The following is an 18292-nucleotide window of genomic DNA, read 5'->3' on the forward strand; positions in this document are numbered from 1 at the left end:
AATCAATCATCAACACCATTGACATGAGGCGCCTTGCATGTGTCATGGCGATGGCGCGCGAAAAAGCCCTGCGTCTAGCCGATAGACACGCTGGTCAACACCTCCGCCGCCCGGCGCACCTCGGCGGCGATCATCTCCTCGCTCGGCCCGTCGATCGGGAGGCCGGCGAGGATCGCGGCCACGTCCCGCTTCACGTCCTCGCGCACTTCCGGATTCTCCTCCGAGAGCCGGCCGATCAGGACCCCGAGGACAATCTCCAGCGCCGACAGCTTCGCGTGGAGGCGCGAGAAGTCGTCGAGGGGGTCCGATTCCGTCTGAGTCATCCGCACCTCCGTGCTCGACGCGCCGGCCAAGGCGCGCGCCCGGCCGATCAACCGCGCAGCGTGGCGTGGTTCTCCAGGAACCAGCGGTACGTCCGCTCCAGCCCATCCTCCAGCGCGATCTCCGGACGCCAGCCCATCGCCTTGAGACGCGACACGTCCATCAGCTTGCGCGGCGTACCGTCGGGCTTCGTCGCGTCGAAGTCGAGGGCGCCCCTGTAGCCGACGACCCGCGCCAGCGCCTCGGCCAGTTCCCGGATCGTGCAATCCTCGCCGGTGCCGACATTGATGTGCGACAGGGTCGGCTGCGTGTTGGCCGCGTAGGTCGCCTCGTCCAGATCCATCACGAAGACGCTGGCGCGCGCCATGTCGTCGACGTGCAGGAACTCGCGCATCGCCCGGCCCGTGCCCCACACAGTCACGCGCGCCCGGCCCTCGGTCTTCGCCTCGTGCAGCCGCCGCATGAGCGCGGGCAGCACGTGCGAGTTCTCGGGATGGAAGTTGTCGTTGGGCCCGTACAGGTTGGTCGGCATCACGCTGCGATAGTGCCGCCCGTACTGCCGGTTGTAGCTCTCGCAGGTCTTGATCCCGGCGATCTTGGCGAGGGCGTAGGGCTCGTTGGTGGGCTCCAGCGGTCCGGTGAGCAGCGCGTCCTCGCGCATCGGCTGCGCGGCGAGCTTCGGATAGATGCAGGAGGAGCCGAGGAACAGCAGCCGGTCGACGTCGGCCCGGTGGGCCGCGTGGATCAGGTTCGACTGGATCTGAAGGTTCTCGTAGATGAACTCGGCCGGGTAGACGTTGTTGGCGTGGATGCCGCCAACCTTGGCCGCGGCGAGATAGACCTGATCGATGCGGTGATCCGCGAAGAACCGGGTTACCGTCGCCTGATCCAGCAGGTCGAGCGCGCTCCGGTCGGCCGTCAGCACCTCCGCGTGCCCGCTCTCGCGCAGGCGACGCACGATGGCCGAGCCGACCATGCCGCGGTGCCCCGCGACGAAGATTGCTGTCCCGCGCTCACCCATCGCACGCTCGTTCCCTGACACGCCCGGCCCCGAGCCGGTTTCCGGACCGACTGCGTCTATACCGCGTTTGCGCGGCTCTTCGCCGTCGAAAGAGGCGATTTCTTGGGCGCCGTCCGGTGACCCGATCGCGCCGCAGCCGCGGGGGCTGTGTCGCGACGGACTGCCACAACCGAAAGTTGTTATTAAGCATTCTACCAGAAGATGTCTTCTGCCGCTGCTGATCGCGCTGACGGTTGCAGTATCGGGCCCGCCACGTGCCGGCCCCGCGAAGCCTTGGAGTGCCAGATGCGTATCTCGACCTTCGTCCCGGCCCGGCCGCGGACGGCGCGCGCCGGCGCGCCGCGTCGCAAGACCCTTCCGCTGCTCGGCGGGCTGCTGCTCGTCGCGCCTCTGGCGACACCCGCGGAGGCGCAGCTTCTGCGCGGCACCCTCGACACGGGCAACGGTATCCTGGGGACCGGCATCACGCTGGGCACCTCCGCCCCGGGCAGCGGCGTTCTCGGCACCGGACTGAACGTCGGCACCACCGGCGGCGGCCTGCTGGGGACCGGATTGAACGTCGGCACCACCGGACCGGGCAGCGGCGTCCTCGGCACCGGACTGAACATCGGCACGAACGGCGGCGGCCTCCTCGGGACCGGGCTGATCATCGGCACGACCGGGCCGGGCGACGGACTGCTAGGCACGGGCATCAACCTCGGCACCGCCGGTGGCGGAGGCGGCTGGGTCGGGTGCCCGACCGGCTGCCCGGGCGGCGGTGGCGGAGGCGGAGGCGGATCGAACCAGAACGTCTACGTCGTCACCGGCAACGTCACGCAGTCCCAGGGTCAGACCATCATCGCCGATCTCCGGCTGTCGCAGGTCTCCAGCCTGACCGCGGTCAGCACCAACAACGCCAGCGCGTTCGCCGCGCCGGTCGCGACCGGTGGGGACGCGATGGCGGTCGGTTACGGATCGAGCGCGTCGGGCTACGCCGCCACCGCCGTCGGCGTCGCCGCCAACGCCAGCAACACGGGAAGCGTCGCCGTGGGCTACGCCGCCAATGCGGTGGGCGTCGCCTCCACATCGGTCGGCACGGCGTCGGCGGCCTCGGGTGCCGGCAGCACGGCGCTCGGCTTCGCCGCGGGGGCGGGCGGCTCGGGCTCCACCGCCATCGGCGCCGCGGCCTCCGCGGCCGGCGCCAACAGCGTGGCACTCGGCAACGGCGCTGCCGCCAACCAGAACAACACCGTCGCCATCGGCGCCAACGTCCGCACGACCCAGGCGAACCAGGTGGCGATCGGCAACGCCGCCAACACCTACACGCTCGCGGGCATCACCTCCCAGGCCAGCGCAGCCGCCCAGAGCGGGGCGACGCAGTTCGTCACCACCGACGCCAACGGCAACCTCGCCGCCTCGGCCTACGGCCCGTCGACCATCGCCGGCCTGGGGAACCGGATCGACTCGATCCAGGGGCAGGTGAACAACCTGGAGGCGAAGACGGACGCCGTGCAGCGCTACGCGATCCAGACGCGCAAGGAGGCGCGCCAGGGTGTGGCGATGGCGCTCGCGATGGCCACCGCCCCGATGCCGTCGGCGCCGGGCCGCACCACCTGGGCGACCAACGCGGCGACCTATCGCGGCGAGTGGGCGGGCGGCGTCGCGCTCGCGCACCGCCTGCCGACCTGCTGCGTGCCGATCGCCATCACCGCCGGCGTCTCCTACGGCGGAAACAGTTCGGTGGGCGCACGCGCCGGCCTCGCGGGCGAGTTCTGAGCGCGGGTGCGCGAGGGCCGCGGTTTCGCCCTTGCGCATCACGAAATCCCCGCGCTAGTGTCAAGCCATGTTGACACTCGCGGTCGAGCCTCAGGCGGTGCAGGAGAGCGATCCGCGGCCGCACGCGGTGGTGATCGGCTCCGGCTTCGGCGGTCTCGCCGCGGCCGTCCGGCTCGGGGCGCGCGGATACCGCGTCACGGTGCTGGAACGCCTGGAGCAGCCGGGCGGTCGCGCCCGGGTCCACCGCCAGGACGGCTTCACCTTCGACGCCGGCCCGACCATCGTCACCGCGCCGCACTTGTTCGAGGAGCTGTGGAGTCTGGCGGGCCGGCGGCTCGCCGACGACGTGACCCTGGTGCCGATGGACCCGTTCTACCGGATCCGTTTCGCCGACGGGGCGTGCTTCGACTACAGCGGCGACCCGGAGCGGATGCGCGCCGAGGTCGCCCGCTTCGCGCCGAACGATGTCGAGGGCTACGAGCGCTTCATGGCCCATGCCCGGGCGGTGTGCGCGGTCGGCTTCGAGCGGCTTGGGGACGTGCCGTTCGGCTCGGTCGGGGCGATGCTGCGGATCGCGCCGGACCTGCTGCGTCTGTCCGGCCACCGGTCGGTCTACGACGTGGTGGCCCGCTTCATCCGCGACGAGCGGCTGCGCACGGTGTTCAGCTTCCACCCGCTGCTGATCGGTGGCAACCCGTTCCGGGCGAGCGCGATCTACTGCCTGATCGCCGACCTCGAACGCCGCTGGGGGGTGCATTTCGCCCTCGGCGGCACCGGCCGGCTCGTCGACGGGCTGGTGCGGCTGATCCGCGGCCAGCGGGGGCGCGTGCGCCTCGGGGCGGAGGTGGCACGGATCCGGGTCGAGGCGGGCCGCGCGACCGGCGTGGTCCTTTCGGGCGGCGAGGTGATCGCCGCCGACATCGTCGTCTCCAACGCCGACTCGGCCCTGACCCTGTCGCGGCTCCTGCCCGAGCGCCACCGCTGGAGCCCGGGGCGGATGCGGCGGGCGCGCTCGTCGATGGGGCTGTTCGTCTGGTACTTCGGCACCCGCCGCCGCTACCCGGACGTGCAGCACCACACGATCCTGCTGGGACCGCGCTACCGCGAGCTGCTCGCCGACATCTTCGACCGCAAGGTGCTCGCCGAGGATGCGAGCCTCTACCTCCACCGCCCCACCGCGACCGATCCCAGCCTCGCGCCGCCCGGCCACGACGCGTTCTACGTGCTGGCTCCGGTGCCGAACCTCGCGGGCGGGCAGGACTGGGCGGCGCTGGCCGAGCCCTACCGGAGGCGGATCGAGACGATGCTGGCGGAGAGCGTGCTGCCGGGCCTGCCCGAGGCGCTCGTCACCTCGCGGGTCACGACACCGCAAGATTTCTGCGACGACTTCCTGAGCTACCGCGGCTCCGGCTTCGGGCTGGAGCCGGTGCTCACGCAATCCGCTTGGTTCCGGCCGCACAACCGCTCGAACGCGGTCGAGAACCTGTTCCTGGTGGGCGCCGGCACGCATCCGGGGGCGGGTCTGCCCGGGGTGCTGTCCTCCGCCCGCGTCCTCGATCGCGTGGTGCCGGATGCCCGTGTCGCCGTCTGAGCCTCGACTGTCCGACGACCGCGCCGCCTGCGCGGCGTCGATCCGCGCCGGCTCGAAGAGCTTCTTCGCCGCCGGGCTGCTGCTGCCGGCGGCGGTGCGGGCGCCCGCCCACGGGCTCTACGCCTTCTGCCGGCTCTCGGACGATCTCGTGGACGAGGCCGGAACCCGGACGGGCCGGATCGCGGCTGTGGCGCGCCTGGAGCGGCGCGTCGCCCGCGCCTATGCCGGCGACCCGGCCGATGCGTCGGCCGACCGGGCCTTCGCGGCGGTCGTCGCCGCCCACGCCATCCCCGAGGCGCTGCCGCGGGCGCTGATCGAGGGACTGGCCTGGGATGCCCACGGGCGCCGCTACGCGACCCTGGCCGAGTTGCACGCCTACGCCGCGCGGGTGGCCGGCTCGGTCGGCGCGATGATGGCGCTGGTGATGGGCGTGCGCGATCCGGACGCTCTCGCCCGCGCCTGCGATCTCGGCGCGGCGATGCAGCTCACCAACATCGCCCGCGACGTCGGCGAGGACGCGCGGATGGGCCGGCTCTACCTGCCGCTCGACTGGCTGGCGGAGGCGGGGATCGACCCGGACGCCTTCCTCGCCGATCCGCGGCCGGGCCCGGCGCTCGCCGGCGTGGTGGACCGGCTGCTCGCCGAGGCCGACCGGCTCTACGCCCGCGCAGAGCCCGGCATCGCCCGGCTGCCCGCCCGCTGCCGCCCGGCAATCCGCGCGGCGGCGCTGATCTACGCCGAGATCGGCCGGGCGGTGACGGCGAACGGCGGAGACTCGGTCACCCGCCGCGCCCGTGTCGGGACCGCGCGCAAGCTCGCGCTGCTCGCCCGGGCGGCCGCGCCCCGCGCGGCGCCGCGCGGTCTCGCCCTGCCGCCGCTGCCGCAGACGGCCTTCCTGATCGAGGCGGTGTCCGGCTACCCACCGCGGGCCGCGCGCCGCCTGCCGTCGTGGTGGGACCTCACGGGCCGCGTCGTCCACGTCCTCGACCTGATCGAGCGGCTGCGCGAGCGCGAGGCGTTCGGGCGGACCGGGGTTGCGCCGTGAGCGACCGGCTCCGGGTGACGGTCGACGAGCCCCGGGAGAGGCCCGCGGCACGGCGATGCGCCGCGTAGCCTGCCTCCACACCGCCGAGAGCAACGTCGCTGTGTTCGACGACGCCCTGGGGCGATCGGGCCTGCGCGGGATCGCGCTCGGTCACACCGTGCGGGCCGACCTGCTCGCCGATGCCGAGCGCGCCGGCGGCGTGACGCCGGAGATCGCCGTCCGGACCGCGGACGCGCTGCGCGGCCTGTGCGCCAGCGCCGACGCCGTCCTCCTCACCTGCTCGACCCTCGGGCCCGCGGCGGAGGCCGCGGCTGCGGGCGCGCCCGTCCCGGTCTTGCGCGTCGACGAAGCCCTGGCCCGCCGAGCCGTGGCGGCGGGCGGCCGGGTCGTGGTGCTCTGCGCCGTCGAGACCACGGTGGACCCGACCCGCCGCCTGTTCGAGCGGGTCGGATCGGAGACGGGGGCGGAGGTCGTCGTCGCGCTTGTCCCCGGCGCGTGGGACGCGTTCCGGTCCGGCGACCGCGAGCGCTACTGGGACATGATCGCCCGGAGCGCCGAGGCCGCCGAGCGGGAGGGCGCGGCGTGCGTGGCCCTGGCGCAGGCCTCGATGGCCGCTGCGGCGGACCGGGCCCGCACGGACCGTCGGCCCCTCGACAGCCCGAGCGCGGGGCTCGCGGCGGCCGCGGCGATCTGAGGGGCGCGACGAACGCCGCCCTGTTCGAAACCGCTCAGGCCGATCGCCGCCCCGGCGCCACCATCGTGTCCGATCCCGGCGCGGCCAGGGCGGCGCAGCCGGTGAGCCCGCGCCCGCCATGCGTGGACACGTCGATGGCGACGGCGGTCACGGGCAGTTCACTGGAGATGCCGGGCGTAGACCTCGCCGGCCTGCGCCTTCAGCGCCGCCCCGGCCTCTTGCCCGATCCGCGCCGCCTCCGCCGCGGGCCCCTCGCCGGAGGCCGCCCAGTGCCGGCTGCCGTCGGGCAGGAACAGCAGCCCGTCGATCCGCAGGCGCTCGCCGTCGATCCGCGCCAGCGCGGCGATCGGCGTCCGGCAGGAGCCGTCGAGTTCGGCGAGCAGCGCCCGCTCCGCCGCGATCGCGGTGGTGGTGCGGGCGCAGGCGATCGGCGCGAGCAGCGCGCGGATCGCGTCGTCGTCCGCCCGGCACTCGATCCCGAGCGCGCCCTGCGCCACCGCCGGCAGCATCTCCTCCACCGGCAGGACGGAGCGGGCCATGCCCTCCAGGCCGAGGCGCTGGAGCCCGGCGAGCGCCAGCAGCGTCGCGTCGCACTCCCCCGCCTCCAGCTTGCGCATGCGGGTGTTGGCGTTGCCGCGCAGGGGCACGACCCGCAGGTCGGGACGGTGCATCAGCACCTGGGCGCCCCGCCGCAGGGAGGAGGTGCCGACCCGCGCGCCCGCGGGCAATCCGGCGAGCCCGTCCGCGTGCGGCGACAGGAACGCGTCGCGCGGGTCGTCCCGCTCCAGGATGCAGCCGATGACGAGCCCGTCCGGCAGCCACGTCTCGACATCCTTCATCGAATGGACGGCGACGTCGACCGCGTCGGCGAACAGGGCCTGCTCCAGTTCCTTGGTGAACAGCCCCTTGCCGCCGATCTCCGAGAGCGGCCGGTCGAGGATCTTGTCCGCCACGGTGGTCACGACGACCAGCTCCGTCTCCAGGCCCGGATTGGCGGCCACGATCCGGTCGCGCACCATCCCGGTCTGGGCGAGCGCCATCGGGCTGCCGCGGGTGCCGATGCGCAGGGGACGCTTCATCGTGGGTGTGACTTTTCGCACGGAGAGGGCGGGCGGTTCGCCCTTATAGCGGGACTGGGCCGGCAAGCCATCTCCGCACCCGTGCAAAAGCCTACGCTTCACACGCGCGAAACGGTGTCGGCGCATGATCGCGCAGCCGCCCCGGTTTGGCCGGACTGCCCGGGTATCGTCCCGATCGACCTTCCTCGACCCTTCGAGACGCCGCCATGCTGATCCTGCCGAGCCGCCGGCAGTTCCTGACCGGGCTCGGCGCGGGCGCCGGCCTCGTGGCCGCCACCGGCGTCTACGCCTTCGACGTGGAGCCCCTGCACCGGCTGGTGGTGACGCGCTACGCCCCGGCGCTGCCGCGCTGGAACCCGGAGCTGCGGCTGCGGGTGGCGGTGCTCGCCGACTTCCACGTCTGCGAGCCGTTCATGCCCTTCGACCGGGTCGCGGAGATCGTCGACGCCACCAATGCCCTGAAGCCCGACCTCGTGCTGATGCTCGGCGATTACCCGGCCGGGCGGATCGCGTGGCGCCGGCTGCCGCTAGCCGAGTTCGCGCGTTTGGCGGAGGGGCTCAAGGCGCCGCTCGGCGTCCACGCCATCCTCGGCAACCACGATTGGTGGGACGACGAACAGGTCCAGCGCGCCCGGGCTGGCACGCCGGCGGTCAAGCGCCTGCTGGAGGATCGCGGCATCCCGGTGCTGGAGAACGGCGCGGTGCGCCTCGCCAAGGACGGGCACCCGTTCTGGCTCGCCGGGCTCGCCGATCAGCAGCCGTTCTACGGCCTCGAGACCGGCCTCGAAGATCTGCCGGGAACGCTCGCCCTGATCACCGACGACGCGCCGGTGCTCCTGATGGCGCACGAGCCCTACATCTTCCCGGAGGTTCCGGAGCGGGTCGCGCTGACGCTCGCGGGCCACACCCACGGCGGCCAGGTGCGCCTGTTCGGGCGCTCGCCCGCCATCCGCCGGGTCCGGGGGATCGACGTGTCCTACGGCCACGTGGTCGCGGACGGCCGGCACATGATCGTGTCGGGCGGTTTCGGCGTGAGCCGCATGCCCGTGCGCCTGGGCGTGCCGCCGGAGATCGTGCTCCTCGACCTCGGCGCCCGCGCCTGATCGCCGCGGCGCTGGCGGCCATCGGGCGGCGCGCTAGCTCACCGGTCATGCGCGCCGCCACGCTCCTCGCCCTCGCCGCCCTCGGTGCCAGCCTCCCGGCGCGCGCCGACGAGTGCGGGACGCTGATCGCCCGCGTCGCCGCGGAGACCGGCGCGGCGGTCGAGCGCCAGAGCACCGACTACGCGAGCTTCACCGCAGGCCCCGACACGACGCTGACGCTCGCCTGCGGTGCCCCGGCGCTGTCCTCGGTCGGCGCGCAGTTCCGCGGGGCGAGCCCGCCGGAGACCTACTACGACCTGTTCGCCAAGGCCGGCCACGCGGTGACGGGGATCGACACGGCCGTGATCGCCGAGGCCGCCCACCGCGCCCAGGCCACCGCGACCCGCATGCGCCACAGCAACGTCGATCTGGGCGGCGCCCGGGTCACCTGCTCGGCCATGAACGCCCCGGACAAGGGGCCGCTGACGCTGTGCGCGGTGATCGAGCACAGCGACCGGAGCTGAGGATGCCCGCTCAGAGCGGGATGTTGTCGTGCTTCTTCCAGGGCTGCTCCATCTCCTTGGTCCGGAGCATGCCGAGCGCCCGGGCGATGCGGCGGCGGGTGGAGTGGGGCATGATCACCTCGTCGATGTAGCCGCGCTCGGCCGCCACGAACGGCGACAGGAACCGGCCCTCGTACTCGGCGGTCCGCTCGGCGATCTTGTCCGGATCGCCCAGCTCGCTGCGGAAGATGATCTCCACCGCGCCCTTGGCGCCCATCACCGCGATCTGGGCGGTGGGCCACGCGTAGTTCACGTCGGCGCCGACGTGCTTGGAGGCCATGACGTCGTAGGCGCCGCCGAACGCCTTGCGGGTGATGATCGTCACCAGCGGCACCGTCGCCTGGCTGTAGGCGAACAGCAGCTTGGCGCCGTGCTTGATCAGGCCGCCGTATTCCTGCGCGGTGCCCGGTAGGAAGCCCGGCACGTCCACGAAGGTGACGATCGGGATCGAGAAGGCGTCGCAGTAGCGCACGAAGCGGGCGGCCTTGCGCGAGGCGTCCGAGTCGAGCACGCCGGCCAGCACCAGCGGCTGGTTGGCGACGAAGCCGACGGTCCGCCCCTCGATCCGGCCGAAGCCGGTGATGATGTTGCGGGCATACGCCGCCTGGATCTCGAAGAAGTCGCCCTCGTCGACGATCCGGCGGATCAGCTCGCCCATGTCGTAGGGCTTGTTCGGGTTGTCGGGGATCAGCGTGTCGAGCGACATGTCGAGACGGTTCACGTCGTCGAAGCTCTCGATCTCCGGCACGCCCTCGATGTTGTTGGCGGGCAGGAAGTCGAGCAGGCGCCGGATCTGGAGGATCGCCTCCACGTCGTTCTCGAACGCGCCGTCGGCGATCGAGGACTTGGTGGTGTGGACCTTGGCGCCGCCGAGTTCCTCGGCCGTGACCACCTCGTTGGTCACCGTCTTCACCACGTCCGGGCCGGTGACGAACATGTAGCTCGTGTCGCGGACCATGAAGATGAAGTCGGTCATGGCCGGCGAGTACACGTCGCCGCCCGCGCAGGGGCCCATGATCACCGAGATCTGCGGGATGACGCCCGACGCCATGACGTTGCGGCGGAAGACCTCGCCGTAGCCGCCCAGCGCCGCGACGCCCTCCTGGATGCGGGCGCCGCCGGCGTCGAAGATGCCGATGATCGGGGCGCGCATCTTCAGCGCCATGTCCTGGACCTTCACGATCTTCTGCGCGTGCGCCTCGCTCAGCGAGCCGCCGAAGACGGTGAAGTCCTTCGAGAACAGGAAGACGGTGCGGCCGTTGATCGTGCCCCAGCCGGTGACGACGCCGTCGCCGGGGATCTTCTGCCGCTCCATGCCGAAATCGGTGGAGCGGTGCTGCACGAACATGTCGAACTCCTCGAACGACCCGTGGTCGAGCAGGAGTTCGATGCGCTCGCGCGCGGTCAGCTTGCCGCGCTTGTGCTGGGCGTCCACCCGCTTCTCGCCGCCGCCGAGGCGCGCCTGGTCGCGCCGCTCCGCGAGCTTGTCGAGAATGTCCTTCATCGCGGTATCCGCCCCTGACCGTGTGCCCGCCCGCAGGCTCCGCCCGGGGCGAAGCTTATGCGTTCGCTGACGGCGGCCTTAGCACGGGCTCATCAGGCGGCAAACCGACGCGGACGAAGTTGAACCGAGACTTTCGGGGGGAGAGAATGGTGGACGGTGCAGGGATCGAACCTGCGACCTTTCCCGTGTGAAGGGAACGCACTACCGCTGTGCTAACCGTCCGTCCGCCGCGTTCGGGCCGCGACGCGGAAGCCGTGGCGCTCAGCGCCGCCAGCGACCGGATGCCGGCCTTCTAGGGTGCGGCGGCCGGGGGCGTCAAGCGCGGGCAGGGGAAGTTTTCCGGCTCCGGAAAGTTCCCGGCCGCGAGGTTGACAAGGCGGGCCGGCCGGTGCGCTGTGCCGCGATGGACGAGACCCGAGCGGGCGAGCGGCCGGACGACGCCGCGGTGGCGGCCGGGCCGCGGGTGGCCATCACCTACTGCACGCAGTGCAACTGGCTGCTGCGCGCCGCCTGGATGGCGCAGGAACTGCTCTCGACCTTCCGCGGCGACCTCGGCGAGGTGGCGCTGATTCCCGCCAGCGGCGGGACCTTCCGGATCGAGGTCGGCCCCGCCCTGGTCTGGGAGCGGGTGCGGGACGGCGGCTTCCCCGACGTGAAGGCCCTGAAGCAGCGCGTGCGCGACCGTCTCGACCCGGCGCGCGATCTCGGCCATATCGACCGGCCATGACGCGACGCATCGGCGAGGGCCCCGCAGGGCACCGCGGTCCGGGGAAGGGCCGGGCTTGAGCCCCGAGCGCGAGGGCAGCGGCACCGCCGTCCCCGCGGTGGTCCCCGCGCGCCGGTCGTGGCTGTCGCGACGGCTGCACCGGTTCGGCCGCAACGGCTTCTCGACGCAGGTCTACCTGATCGCCCTGGTGGTGGCGCTGATCGGGCCCGGCCTGATCTTCACCGGCATCCTGCTGATGCGCTACGCCTCGGCCGAGCGCGCCCGCTTCGAGCAGGACGCCCGCGAGAACGTGCGCGGCATCGGCCTGTCGCTCGACCGGGACACGGCGGGGCTCGTCTCGGTGCTTCAGACGCTCGCGACCTCGCCGCGGATCCGCGACGGCGATTTCGCCGCCTTCGACGCGCAGGCGCGCCTCGTGCGCGAGTCGATCGATCTCGACGTGCTGCTGCGCCGGCCCGATGGCCAGGAGATGGTCAACACCGGCGTGCCCCGCGGCGCGCCGCTGCCGCTGGTGCCGCTGCCCTTCGACCACGACCTCGCCAAGGGCACGCAGCGGGCGATGGTGAGCGGCTTCGTGCCCGGCCCGACCCCGGATCAGGCGAGCTACGCGGTCGGCGTTCCGGTGATGATGGACGGCGAGGTCGCCTACATCCTCAGCTTCACCGTGCCGCTCTCCCGCCTCCAGGGCATCCTCGCCCGCGAGGTCGTGCAGGGCTGGACGACCGGCATCTCGGACCGGAACGGGACCGTGCTGGCGCGCCTGCCCGATCCCGGTGCGGTGGTCGGGCGGCCGCGGCTCGCCACCCTGCGCCAGACGCAGACCGGGACGCCCGGCGTCTGGGAGGGGCAGGACCGCCAGCACAGGCCGGTGGTGGTGATCGAGGCCCGCTCCCGGCTGACCGGCTGGACCGTGGGGACCAGCATCCCGCAGGTGCTGGTCGACGCCCGGGTCCGCCGCTGGGTCTGGGCCTTCGCCGGCTTCGGCCTCCTGGTGCTGGCGACCTCGTCGGTGCTCGCTGTCAACCTGTGGTCCCGGGTCTCGCGGCCCCTGCGGATCCTGGCCGCCTCCGGCCCGGCGCTCGCCCGCGGCGAGGCGATCCCGCGCGTGCCCTCGCCGGTGCACGAGATCCAGCGGCTCGGGGCGGTGCTGGCCGAGGCGTCGCAGCGCCTGCGCACCCGCGAGGAGGAGCGCGACCGGGCGCTGGAGGAGACCCGGCGCGGCCTCTCGGCGCTCAGCGAGAGCGAGGCGCGGTTCCGGCACATGGCCGATTCGGCCCCCGCGCTGATCTGGATGACCGACGATGCGGGCGAGGTCAGCTTCGCCAACCTGCATTTCGAGCACCTGTTCGGCATGCCCGCGGCGGAACTCGCCGACGAGGGCTGGCACCGGATCGTGCACCCCGACGACCTCGAAGCGTTCCGCGTCACCTTCCAGGAGGCGTTCGACGCCCGGGCGCCGTTCCGCACCGAGGTCCGGGTGATCGACCGCACCGGGGCGGTGCGCTGGCTGCGTTGCGAGGGCGTGCCGCGCCTCGACGATGCCGGGCGCTTCCTCGGCTACACCGGCTGCAACGTCGACATCACCGACGCGAAGTTCGCCGAGGAGCACCTGCTGCTCCTGATCCACGAGCTGAACCACCGGGTGAAGAACACCCTGGCCACCGTCCAGTCGATCGCCGGGCAGTCCCTGCGCGGTCTCGAAGGCCCGGAGGCCGACGCCGCTCGCGCCGCCTTCGAGGCGCGGCTGCTGGCGCTCGCCCGGGTGCACGACGTGCTGACCCGCGAGAGCTGGGACGGCGCCGAGCTGTCGGCGGTGGTCGCCGACGCCATCCGCCCGCTCGAATCGACCGACGGCAGCCCCTCGCGCTTCCGCGTCGTCGGCCCGGCTCTGCGCCTGCCGCCGCGGCTGGCGCTGTCGATCGCCATGGCGCTGCACGAGCTCGGCACCAACGCGGTCAAGTACGGCGCGCTCTCGGCGGAGGGCGGGCAGGTCGGGATCGCCTGGACGGTGCGGCGCGAGGGCGAGACGCGGCTGACCCTGCGCTGGACCGAGAGCGGCGGCCCGCCGGTGCAGAAGCCGACCCGCACCGGCTTCGGCTCGCGGCTGATCGAGCGCAGCCTCGCCCGGGAACTCGCGGGGGAGGTGACGCTCAGCTACGAGCCCGCCGGCGTGGTCTGTACCATCGACGCGCCGGTGCCGCCGCCGGGCCTGATGGAGCGCAAGAGCGCCGTGGCCCCGGCGCGGATCGCGCCGCTGCCGCTGGCGGGTTAGGCGCGATCGTCATCGCGAACGTCGGCGAAGCGACGCGGGGCTGCGCCCGTTGCCTAGAGCCGTTCCCGATCGCGTTGCAATCGGGCTCGACTCTAAGTCCTTGTTTTGACACGCTCTCTTTCGCCGAACCGGCGTCCACTTCGGCGGAGAGCGCTCTAGCGAGAGCGCTGCCGGATCGCCTCGCTCCGCGCGCAGAAGCGGCGGGCAGCCACCATCACGACCGCTTCTGCGGCGCCCCCGCCCGGCGGAAGGCGTCGGCGAGCGCGCCGCCCGCGTCGGGCCGCGGTGCGGGCTTCGGCGCTGCCGGCCGCGGCTCCGGCCGGGAGCCGCCCGCTGGCCGGTCCCGGCGCCCGCCCTGCGCCGGTTCGATCGGGTCGTCGAGGCGCATCGACAGGGCGATGCGCTTGCGCAGCACATCCACCGACAGGACGAGGACGCGCACCACCTCACCGGTCTTCACCACCTCCGAGGGACTGGCGATCCGGCGCCGCGCCATCGCCGAGACGTGCACCAGCCCGTCCTGGTGGACGCCGACATCGACGAACGCGCCGAACGCCGCCACGTTCGTGACCACGCCCTCCAGTTGCATCCCCGGCTTCAGGTCGCCGATCGTCTCGACACCCTCCTGGAACGTCGCGGTGCGGAAGGCCGGCCGGGGGTCGCGCCCCGGCTTCTCCAGCTCGGCGATGATGTCGCGCACGGTCGGCTCGCCGAAGCGGGCATCGGCCAGGGCCGCCGGTGCGAGGCGGCCGAGGGCGGCACCGTTGCCGATCAGCGCGCGGATGTCGCCCCCGGTCGCCTGGAGGATGCGCCGCACCACGGGGTAGGCTTCCGGGTGGACGCCCGAGCTGTCGAGGGGGTCTTCGCCGTCGCGGATGCGCAGGAATCCGGCCGCCAGCTCGAAGGTCTTGGGGCCGAGCCCCGGCACCGCCTTCAGCCCGGCGCGGGTGCGGAACGGGCCGTTGGCGTCCCGATGGGCGACGATGCGGCCGGCCACCGCCTCGCCGAGCCCCGAGACCTGCGCGAGCAGCAGCGGCGAGGCGGTGTTCACCTCGACGCCGACCGCGTTCACCGCGTCCTCCACCACGGCCGACAGCGAGCGCGACAGCTTCCCCTCGCCGACATCGTGCTGGTACTGGCCGACGCCGATCGATCTCGGGTCGATCTTCACCAGCTCGGCCAGCGGATCCTGGAGTCGGCGGGCGATCGACACCGCGCCGCGATGCGAGACGTCGAGGTCGGGCAATTCGCGCGAGGCGACCGCCGAGGCCGAGTAGACCGAGGCCCCGGCCTCGGAGACCGTGACCTTGGCCATCTTGAGATCGGGGTTGGCCCCGAGGAGTTCTGCGGCGAGCCGGTCGGTCTCGCGCGAGGCGGTGCCGTTGCCGATCGCGACGAGTTCCACCCGGTGCGCGCGGCAGAGCCGGCCGAGCGCCGCCAGCGCCTCCGCCCAGCGCCGCTGCGGCTCGTGGGGATGGACCGTCTCCACGGCGACCACCTTGCCGGTGCGGTCGATCACCGCCGCCTTCACGCCGTTGCGGTAGCCGGGATCGAGCCCGATCGTGGCGCGTCCGCCCGCGGGGGCGGCGAGCAGCAGGTCCTTGAGGTTCCCGGCGAACACCTTCACCGCCGCGTCCTCGGCGCGCTCGAACAGGCGCGCGCGCAGGTCGGCCCGGATCCCGGTCCGGATCTTCGTCCGCCACGCGGTGCGGGCGACCTCCAGCAGCCACGCGTCGCCGGGCCGGCCCCGGTCGGCGATGCCGTGGCGGCGGCAGATCGCGGCCTCGAACGCGCTCAGGCCCCCGGGCGGCGCCTCCTCGCCCTCGGCTTCGAAATCGACGGAGAGCACCTCCTCCGTCTCGCCGCGAAACACCGCGAGCACCCGGTGCGAGGGCATGCGCTCCAGGCGCTCGCGCCAATCGAAGTAGTCGGAAAACTTCGCGCCGTCCGTCTTCTTTCCGCGGCGGACCTTCGAGGCGAGGGAACCCGTGCGCCAGAAATCCTCGCGCAGCCGGCCGATCAGGTCGGCATCCTCGGCGAAGCGCTCGATCAGGATGGATTGCGCGCCCTCCAGTGCCGACGCGGCATCGGCGACGCCCTTGTCCGGCGCGACGAAGGCGGCCGCCTGCCGCTCAGGGCTCACCTCCGGTCGCGCGAGCAGCGCTTCGGCGAGCGGCCCCAGCCCCGCCTCGCGGGCGGTCTGCGCCTTGGTCCGGCGCTTGGGCCGATAGGGGAGGTAGATGTCCTCCAGCCGCGCCTTGGTGTCGGCGGCGGCGATGGCGCGCTCCAGCTCCGGCGTCAGCTTGCCCTGCGCGCGGATGCTCTCGACCACCGCCTTGCGCCGGTCCTGCAACTCTCGGAGGTAGCCGAGCCGCTCCTCCAGGGTCCGGAGCTGCGCGTCGTCGAGCGAACCCGTGGCCTCCTTGCGGTAGCGGGCGATGAACGGGACGGTGTAGCCGCCGTCGAGCAACGCCACCGCCGCGGCCACCTGCGCCTCCCGGACCCGGAGTTCCTCGGCGATGCGCTGGGTCACGGATGTCATGGCGGCTCCGACGAAGGGGCGAGCCCAGGGCATAAGCTCCCCGCCGCCGGGTGAGAAGGCGGTGCCGCGTCCCGAGCGCGACCCGTGCGGCACCGGCTCTGGACGCGGGCGCGCGAAACCGTCAGGCTCGCCCCATCCCCCCAGCAGCCGGGACCGTCGAGGCGCCGCCGCGCGACGTCCCGGCGCGCCGTCCCAACACGAGCCCATTCCCCATGACCGATCCGGTGTCCCCCGTGCTCGACCTCGCCGCCGGCCTGTCGCCGCGGATCCAGGGCATCCGCACCAGCCAGATCGGGCTGGTGGCCGACCGCGGCCGCGACGACCCCGACGTGGTCAAGCTGTGGATCGGCGAGGGCGACCTGCCGACGCCGGACTTCATCGTCGAGGCCGCGCACCGGGCGATGCGCGCCGGGCACACGCGCTACGTCACCTCGCTCGGCCTGCCCCGCCTGCGGGAAGCGCTCTCGGCCTACCACGCCCGGCACTGGGGGGTGGACGTGCCCGCCGAGCGCTTCGCGGTGACGGTCGGCGGCATGAACGCGATCATGCAGGCGGCGCAGGCGCTGCTGGAGCCCGGCGACGAGATCGTCATGCCGTCCCCGGGCTGGCCGAACCTCGCGGAGGCCGTGCGCGTCACCGGCGGCGTGCCGGTCACCGTGCCCTATCGCGTCGGGCCGGACGGGCGGTTCTCGCTGCCGCTGGAGGACATCGCCGCCGCGATCACCCCGCGGACCCGGGTGGTGATGGTCAACTCGCCGTCGAACCCCACCGGCTGGATCATGCCGCGCGCCGAGATGATCGCGCTCCGCGACCTCGCCCGGGCGCGGGGCCTGTGGCTCCTCGCCGACGAAGTCTACGCCCACTTCAACTACGGCGACGGGCTCACCCCGTCCTTCCTTCAGATCTGCACCGAGGACGACCGCCTGATCGTCGCCAACACGTTTTCCAAGAACTGGGCGATGACCGGCTGGCGCGCCGGCTGGCTGATCTTTCCGCGCGGGCTGGGGCCGGTGTTCGCCAAGCTCGGCCAGTACAACACCACCTCGATCCCGACCTTCGTGCAGCACGCCGCGGTCGCCGCGCTCGACGAGGGCGACGGCTTCATCCGCGAGACGGTGGCCCGCTGCGCCGAGAGCCGCGCGATCCTGGTGGACGGGCTGACGCGCCTGCCGGGGGTGACGGCGGCGGCGCCGGACGGGGCGTTCTACCTCATGGCCCGCCTGTCCGAGGGCGAGCGGAGCCTCGACCTCGCCTTCCGGCTCCTCAGCGAGGCGAAAGTCGGCGTCGCGCCGGGCACGGCCTTCGGTCCCGAAGGTGAGGGCTTCGTGCGGATGTGCTTCGCCATCAGCCCGGCGCTCGCGCGCGAGGCGGTGAGCCGCTTATCGGCCGTGCTCGGCGGCCGGTAGGCGCACTGCACTAGGATCTCGCGCGGGAGCGAGCTGCCGCAAGGTCGCGTTCCGTGCCCGCGCGCCGGGGCCGCGGCGTTGCGGCTGGACTTGACGGGGCGCTCTCCCCATAACCGGCCCGGGCGCGGCCGGACCGCGTCACGAGCCCGGAACCGGCGATGGCACTCAAGGACACCCTGCTGCGCGTCTTCACGTGGTGGAACGGCCAGACCGTCTCGGTCGCGCTCGACACCGCGCGCGCGGGCACGTTCGTCGGCGAGGACGAACTCGGCAACAAGTACTACAAGGCGGAAGGCGCGCTCATCGATCGCTCGGTCGGCTCCGAGCGGCGCTGGGTCGTCTACAACGGCTACGCCGACGCCTCGAAGGTGCCGCCGGGCTGGCGCGGCTGGCTGTGCCACAACGTCGATGTCGCCCCGAGCGAGGAGGCGTACACCCCGCGCCCGTGGCAGAAGCCGCACGTGGAGAACCAGACCGGCACGGCCAACGCCTACCGGCCGGCGGGCTCGCAGCTCTCCTGGGGTTCGCGGCCGGCGGCGACGGGCGACTACGCCCCCTGGACGCCGGGCGAGTAGGCCGCGCGGGCGGCGTCCCGACACGTCCGGCGCCCTTTTGCCGCCACCGTTGCGGTGTTGAACGCGGGTCAGATCCGGCCGCCGCACCGCATCGGCGCGGCGGGCTTCACTTCGC

Annotated in this window: 15 protein-coding genes and 1 tRNA gene; 10 read left to right on the forward strand and 6 right to left on the reverse strand. The window is 73.1% G+C overall.

Translation table 11 applies throughout. The features are described 5' to 3' along the window. Window positions 1-74 precede the first annotated feature (74 nt). Window positions 75-323 (reverse strand): hypothetical protein, encoded by a 249-nt coding sequence (locus Q8W71_RS20360; protein ID WP_305527229.1) that lies wholly within the window; start codon window positions 321-323, stop codon window positions 75-77. 47 nt (window positions 324-370) lie between these two features. Beyond that, window positions 371-1342 carry a GDP-L-fucose synthase gene (fcl, locus tag Q8W71_RS20365; RefSeq protein ID WP_305527230.1) on the reverse strand — a complete coding sequence of 324 codons (972 nt, stop codon included), beginning with the start codon at window positions 1340-1342 and terminating at the stop codon, window positions 371-373. Window positions 1343-1627: 285 nt separating this feature from the next. Here fcl and Q8W71_RS20370 point away from each other — a divergent pair, with 285 nt between their 5' ends. The 4 genes from Q8W71_RS20370 (at window position 1628) to Q8W71_RS20385 (ending at window position 6427) form a co-directional block, all read left to right on the forward strand. After that, window positions 1628-3097 carry a hypothetical protein gene (locus Q8W71_RS20370; RefSeq protein WP_305527231.1) on the forward strand — a complete coding sequence of 490 codons (1470 nt, stop codon included), beginning with the start codon at window positions 1628-1630 and terminating at the stop codon, window positions 3095-3097. Between the two features lie 67 nt (window positions 3098-3164). After that, on the forward strand, window positions 3165-4688 hold the full coding sequence (locus Q8W71_RS20375; protein WP_305527232.1) for a phytoene desaturase: 1524 nt from the start codon (window positions 3165-3167) through the stop codon (window positions 4686-4688). After that, on the forward strand, window positions 4669-5733 hold the full coding sequence (locus Q8W71_RS20380; protein ID WP_305527233.1) for a phytoene/squalene synthase family protein: 1065 nt from the start codon (window positions 4669-4671) through the stop codon (window positions 5731-5733). Before Q8W71_RS20375 ends, Q8W71_RS20380 begins: the two co-directional genes overlap by 20 nt. Before the next feature lie 55 nt (window positions 5734-5788). Then, complete coding sequence (locus Q8W71_RS20385) at window positions 5789-6427, forward strand: aspartate/glutamate racemase family protein (RefSeq protein WP_305527234.1); 639 nt, start codon at window positions 5789-5791, stop codon at window positions 6425-6427. 158 nt (window positions 6428-6585) lie between these two features. Here the strand turns inward: Q8W71_RS20385 and hemC are convergent, their stop codons facing one another. Next, window positions 6586-7506 carry a hydroxymethylbilane synthase gene (hemC, locus tag Q8W71_RS20390; RefSeq protein WP_305527235.1) on the reverse strand — a complete coding sequence of 307 codons (921 nt, stop codon included), beginning with the start codon at window positions 7504-7506 and terminating at the stop codon, window positions 6586-6588. Between the two features lie 206 nt (window positions 7507-7712). On the opposite strand from hemC, the gene Q8W71_RS20395 reads away from it, so the two are divergent. Next, window positions 7713-8609 (forward strand): metallophosphoesterase, encoded by an 897-nt coding sequence (locus Q8W71_RS20395; protein ID WP_305527236.1) that lies wholly within the window; start codon window positions 7713-7715, stop codon window positions 8607-8609. 47 nt (window positions 8610-8656) lie between these two features. Then, a complete protein-coding gene (locus Q8W71_RS20400) occupies window positions 8657-9112 on the forward strand; it encodes an ABC transporter ATPase (protein WP_305527237.1) in 456 nt (151 codons plus the stop codon). 10 nt (window positions 9113-9122) lie between these two features. Here the strand turns inward: Q8W71_RS20400 and Q8W71_RS20405 are convergent, their stop codons facing one another. Both Q8W71_RS20405 and Q8W71_RS20410 read right to left on the reverse strand, forming a co-directional pair. After that, window positions 9123-10655: an acyl-CoA carboxylase subunit beta gene (locus Q8W71_RS20405; RefSeq protein ID WP_305527238.1), complete on the reverse strand. Its 1533-nt coding sequence runs from the start codon at window positions 10653-10655 to the stop codon at window positions 9123-9125. Window positions 10656-10802: 147 nt separating this feature from the next. Beyond that, a tRNA-Val gene (locus tag Q8W71_RS20410) sits at window positions 10803-10877 on the reverse strand. A 181-nt stretch (window positions 10878-11058) separates the two neighbouring features. Between Q8W71_RS20410 and Q8W71_RS20415 the strand changes: the two genes are divergently transcribed. Further along, window positions 11059-11382 (forward strand): Rdx family protein, encoded by a 324-nt coding sequence (locus Q8W71_RS20415; protein ID WP_305527239.1) that lies wholly within the window; start codon window positions 11059-11061, stop codon window positions 11380-11382. Window positions 11383-11479: 97 nt separating this feature from the next. Next, on the forward strand, window positions 11480-13654 hold the full coding sequence (locus Q8W71_RS20420) for a sensor histidine kinase (RefSeq protein WP_305527271.1): 2175 nt from the start codon (window positions 11480-11482) through the stop codon (window positions 13652-13654). Between the two features lie 214 nt (window positions 13655-13868). Here the strand turns inward: Q8W71_RS20420 and Q8W71_RS20425 are convergent, their stop codons facing one another. Continuing rightward, complete coding sequence (locus Q8W71_RS20425) at window positions 13869-16196, reverse strand: Tex family protein (protein WP_305527240.1); 2328 nt, start codon at window positions 16194-16196, stop codon at window positions 13869-13871. Window positions 16197-16408: 212 nt separating this feature from the next. Here Q8W71_RS20425 and Q8W71_RS20430 point away from each other — a divergent pair, with 212 nt between their 5' ends. Together Q8W71_RS20430 and Q8W71_RS20435 are read left to right on the forward strand one after the other, a co-directional pair. Continuing rightward, window positions 16409-17602: a pyridoxal phosphate-dependent aminotransferase gene (locus Q8W71_RS20430; protein ID WP_305527241.1), complete on the forward strand. Its 1194-nt coding sequence runs from the start codon at window positions 16409-16411 to the stop codon at window positions 17600-17602. Window positions 17603-17760: 158 nt separating this feature from the next. Further along, on the forward strand, window positions 17761-18177 hold the full coding sequence (locus Q8W71_RS20435; protein ID WP_305527242.1) for an NADH:ubiquinone oxidoreductase subunit NDUFA12: 417 nt from the start codon (window positions 17761-17763) through the stop codon (window positions 18175-18177). Window positions 18178-18292: the final 115 nt, after the last annotated feature.

The organism is Methylobacterium amylolyticum (assembly GCF_030700245.1).
In the GTDB taxonomy this organism is placed as follows: domain Bacteria; phylum Pseudomonadota; class Alphaproteobacteria; order Rhizobiales; family Beijerinckiaceae; genus Methylobacterium.

What these genes read in the sequence shown, in the direction of transcription:
- Q8W71_RS20360 (WP_305527229.1), bottom strand. Translation starts at nt 323, where the DNA reads ATGACTCAGACGGAATCGGACCCCCTCGACGACTTCTCGCGCCTCCAC.
- fcl (WP_305527230.1), bottom strand. Translation starts at nt 1,342, where the DNA reads ATGGGTGAGCGCGGGACAGCAATCTTCGTCGCGGGGCACCGCGGCATG.
- Q8W71_RS20370 (WP_305527231.1), top strand. Translation starts at nt 1,628, where the DNA reads ATGCGTATCTCGACCTTCGTCCCGGCCCGGCCGCGGACGGCGCGCGCC.
- Q8W71_RS20375 (WP_305527232.1), top strand. Translation starts at nt 3,165, where the DNA reads ATGTTGACACTCGCGGTCGAGCCTCAGGCGGTGCAGGAGAGCGATCCG.
- Q8W71_RS20380 (WP_305527233.1), top strand. Translation starts at nt 4,669, where the DNA reads ATGCCCGTGTCGCCGTCTGAGCCTCGACTGTCCGACGACCGCGCCGCC.
- Q8W71_RS20385 (WP_305527234.1), top strand. Translation starts at nt 5,789, where the DNA reads ATGCGCCGCGTAGCCTGCCTCCACACCGCCGAGAGCAACGTCGCTGTG.
- hemC (WP_305527235.1), bottom strand. Translation starts at nt 7,506, where the DNA reads ATGAAGCGTCCCCTGCGCATCGGCACCCGCGGCAGCCCGATGGCGCTC.
- Q8W71_RS20395 (WP_305527236.1), top strand. Translation starts at nt 7,713, where the DNA reads ATGCTGATCCTGCCGAGCCGCCGGCAGTTCCTGACCGGGCTCGGCGCG.
- Q8W71_RS20400 (WP_305527237.1), top strand. Translation starts at nt 8,657, where the DNA reads ATGCGCGCCGCCACGCTCCTCGCCCTCGCCGCCCTCGGTGCCAGCCTC.
- Q8W71_RS20405 (WP_305527238.1), bottom strand. Translation starts at nt 10,655, where the DNA reads ATGAAGGACATTCTCGACAAGCTCGCGGAGCGGCGCGACCAGGCGCGC.
- Q8W71_RS20415 (WP_305527239.1), top strand. Translation starts at nt 11,059, where the DNA reads ATGGACGAGACCCGAGCGGGCGAGCGGCCGGACGACGCCGCGGTGGCG.
- Q8W71_RS20425 (WP_305527240.1), bottom strand. Translation starts at nt 16,196, where the DNA reads ATGACATCCGTGACCCAGCGCATCGCCGAGGAACTCCGGGTCCGGGAG.
- Q8W71_RS20430 (WP_305527241.1), top strand. Translation starts at nt 16,409, where the DNA reads ATGACCGATCCGGTGTCCCCCGTGCTCGACCTCGCCGCCGGCCTGTCG.
- Q8W71_RS20435 (WP_305527242.1), top strand. Translation starts at nt 17,761, where the DNA reads ATGGCACTCAAGGACACCCTGCTGCGCGTCTTCACGTGGTGGAACGGC.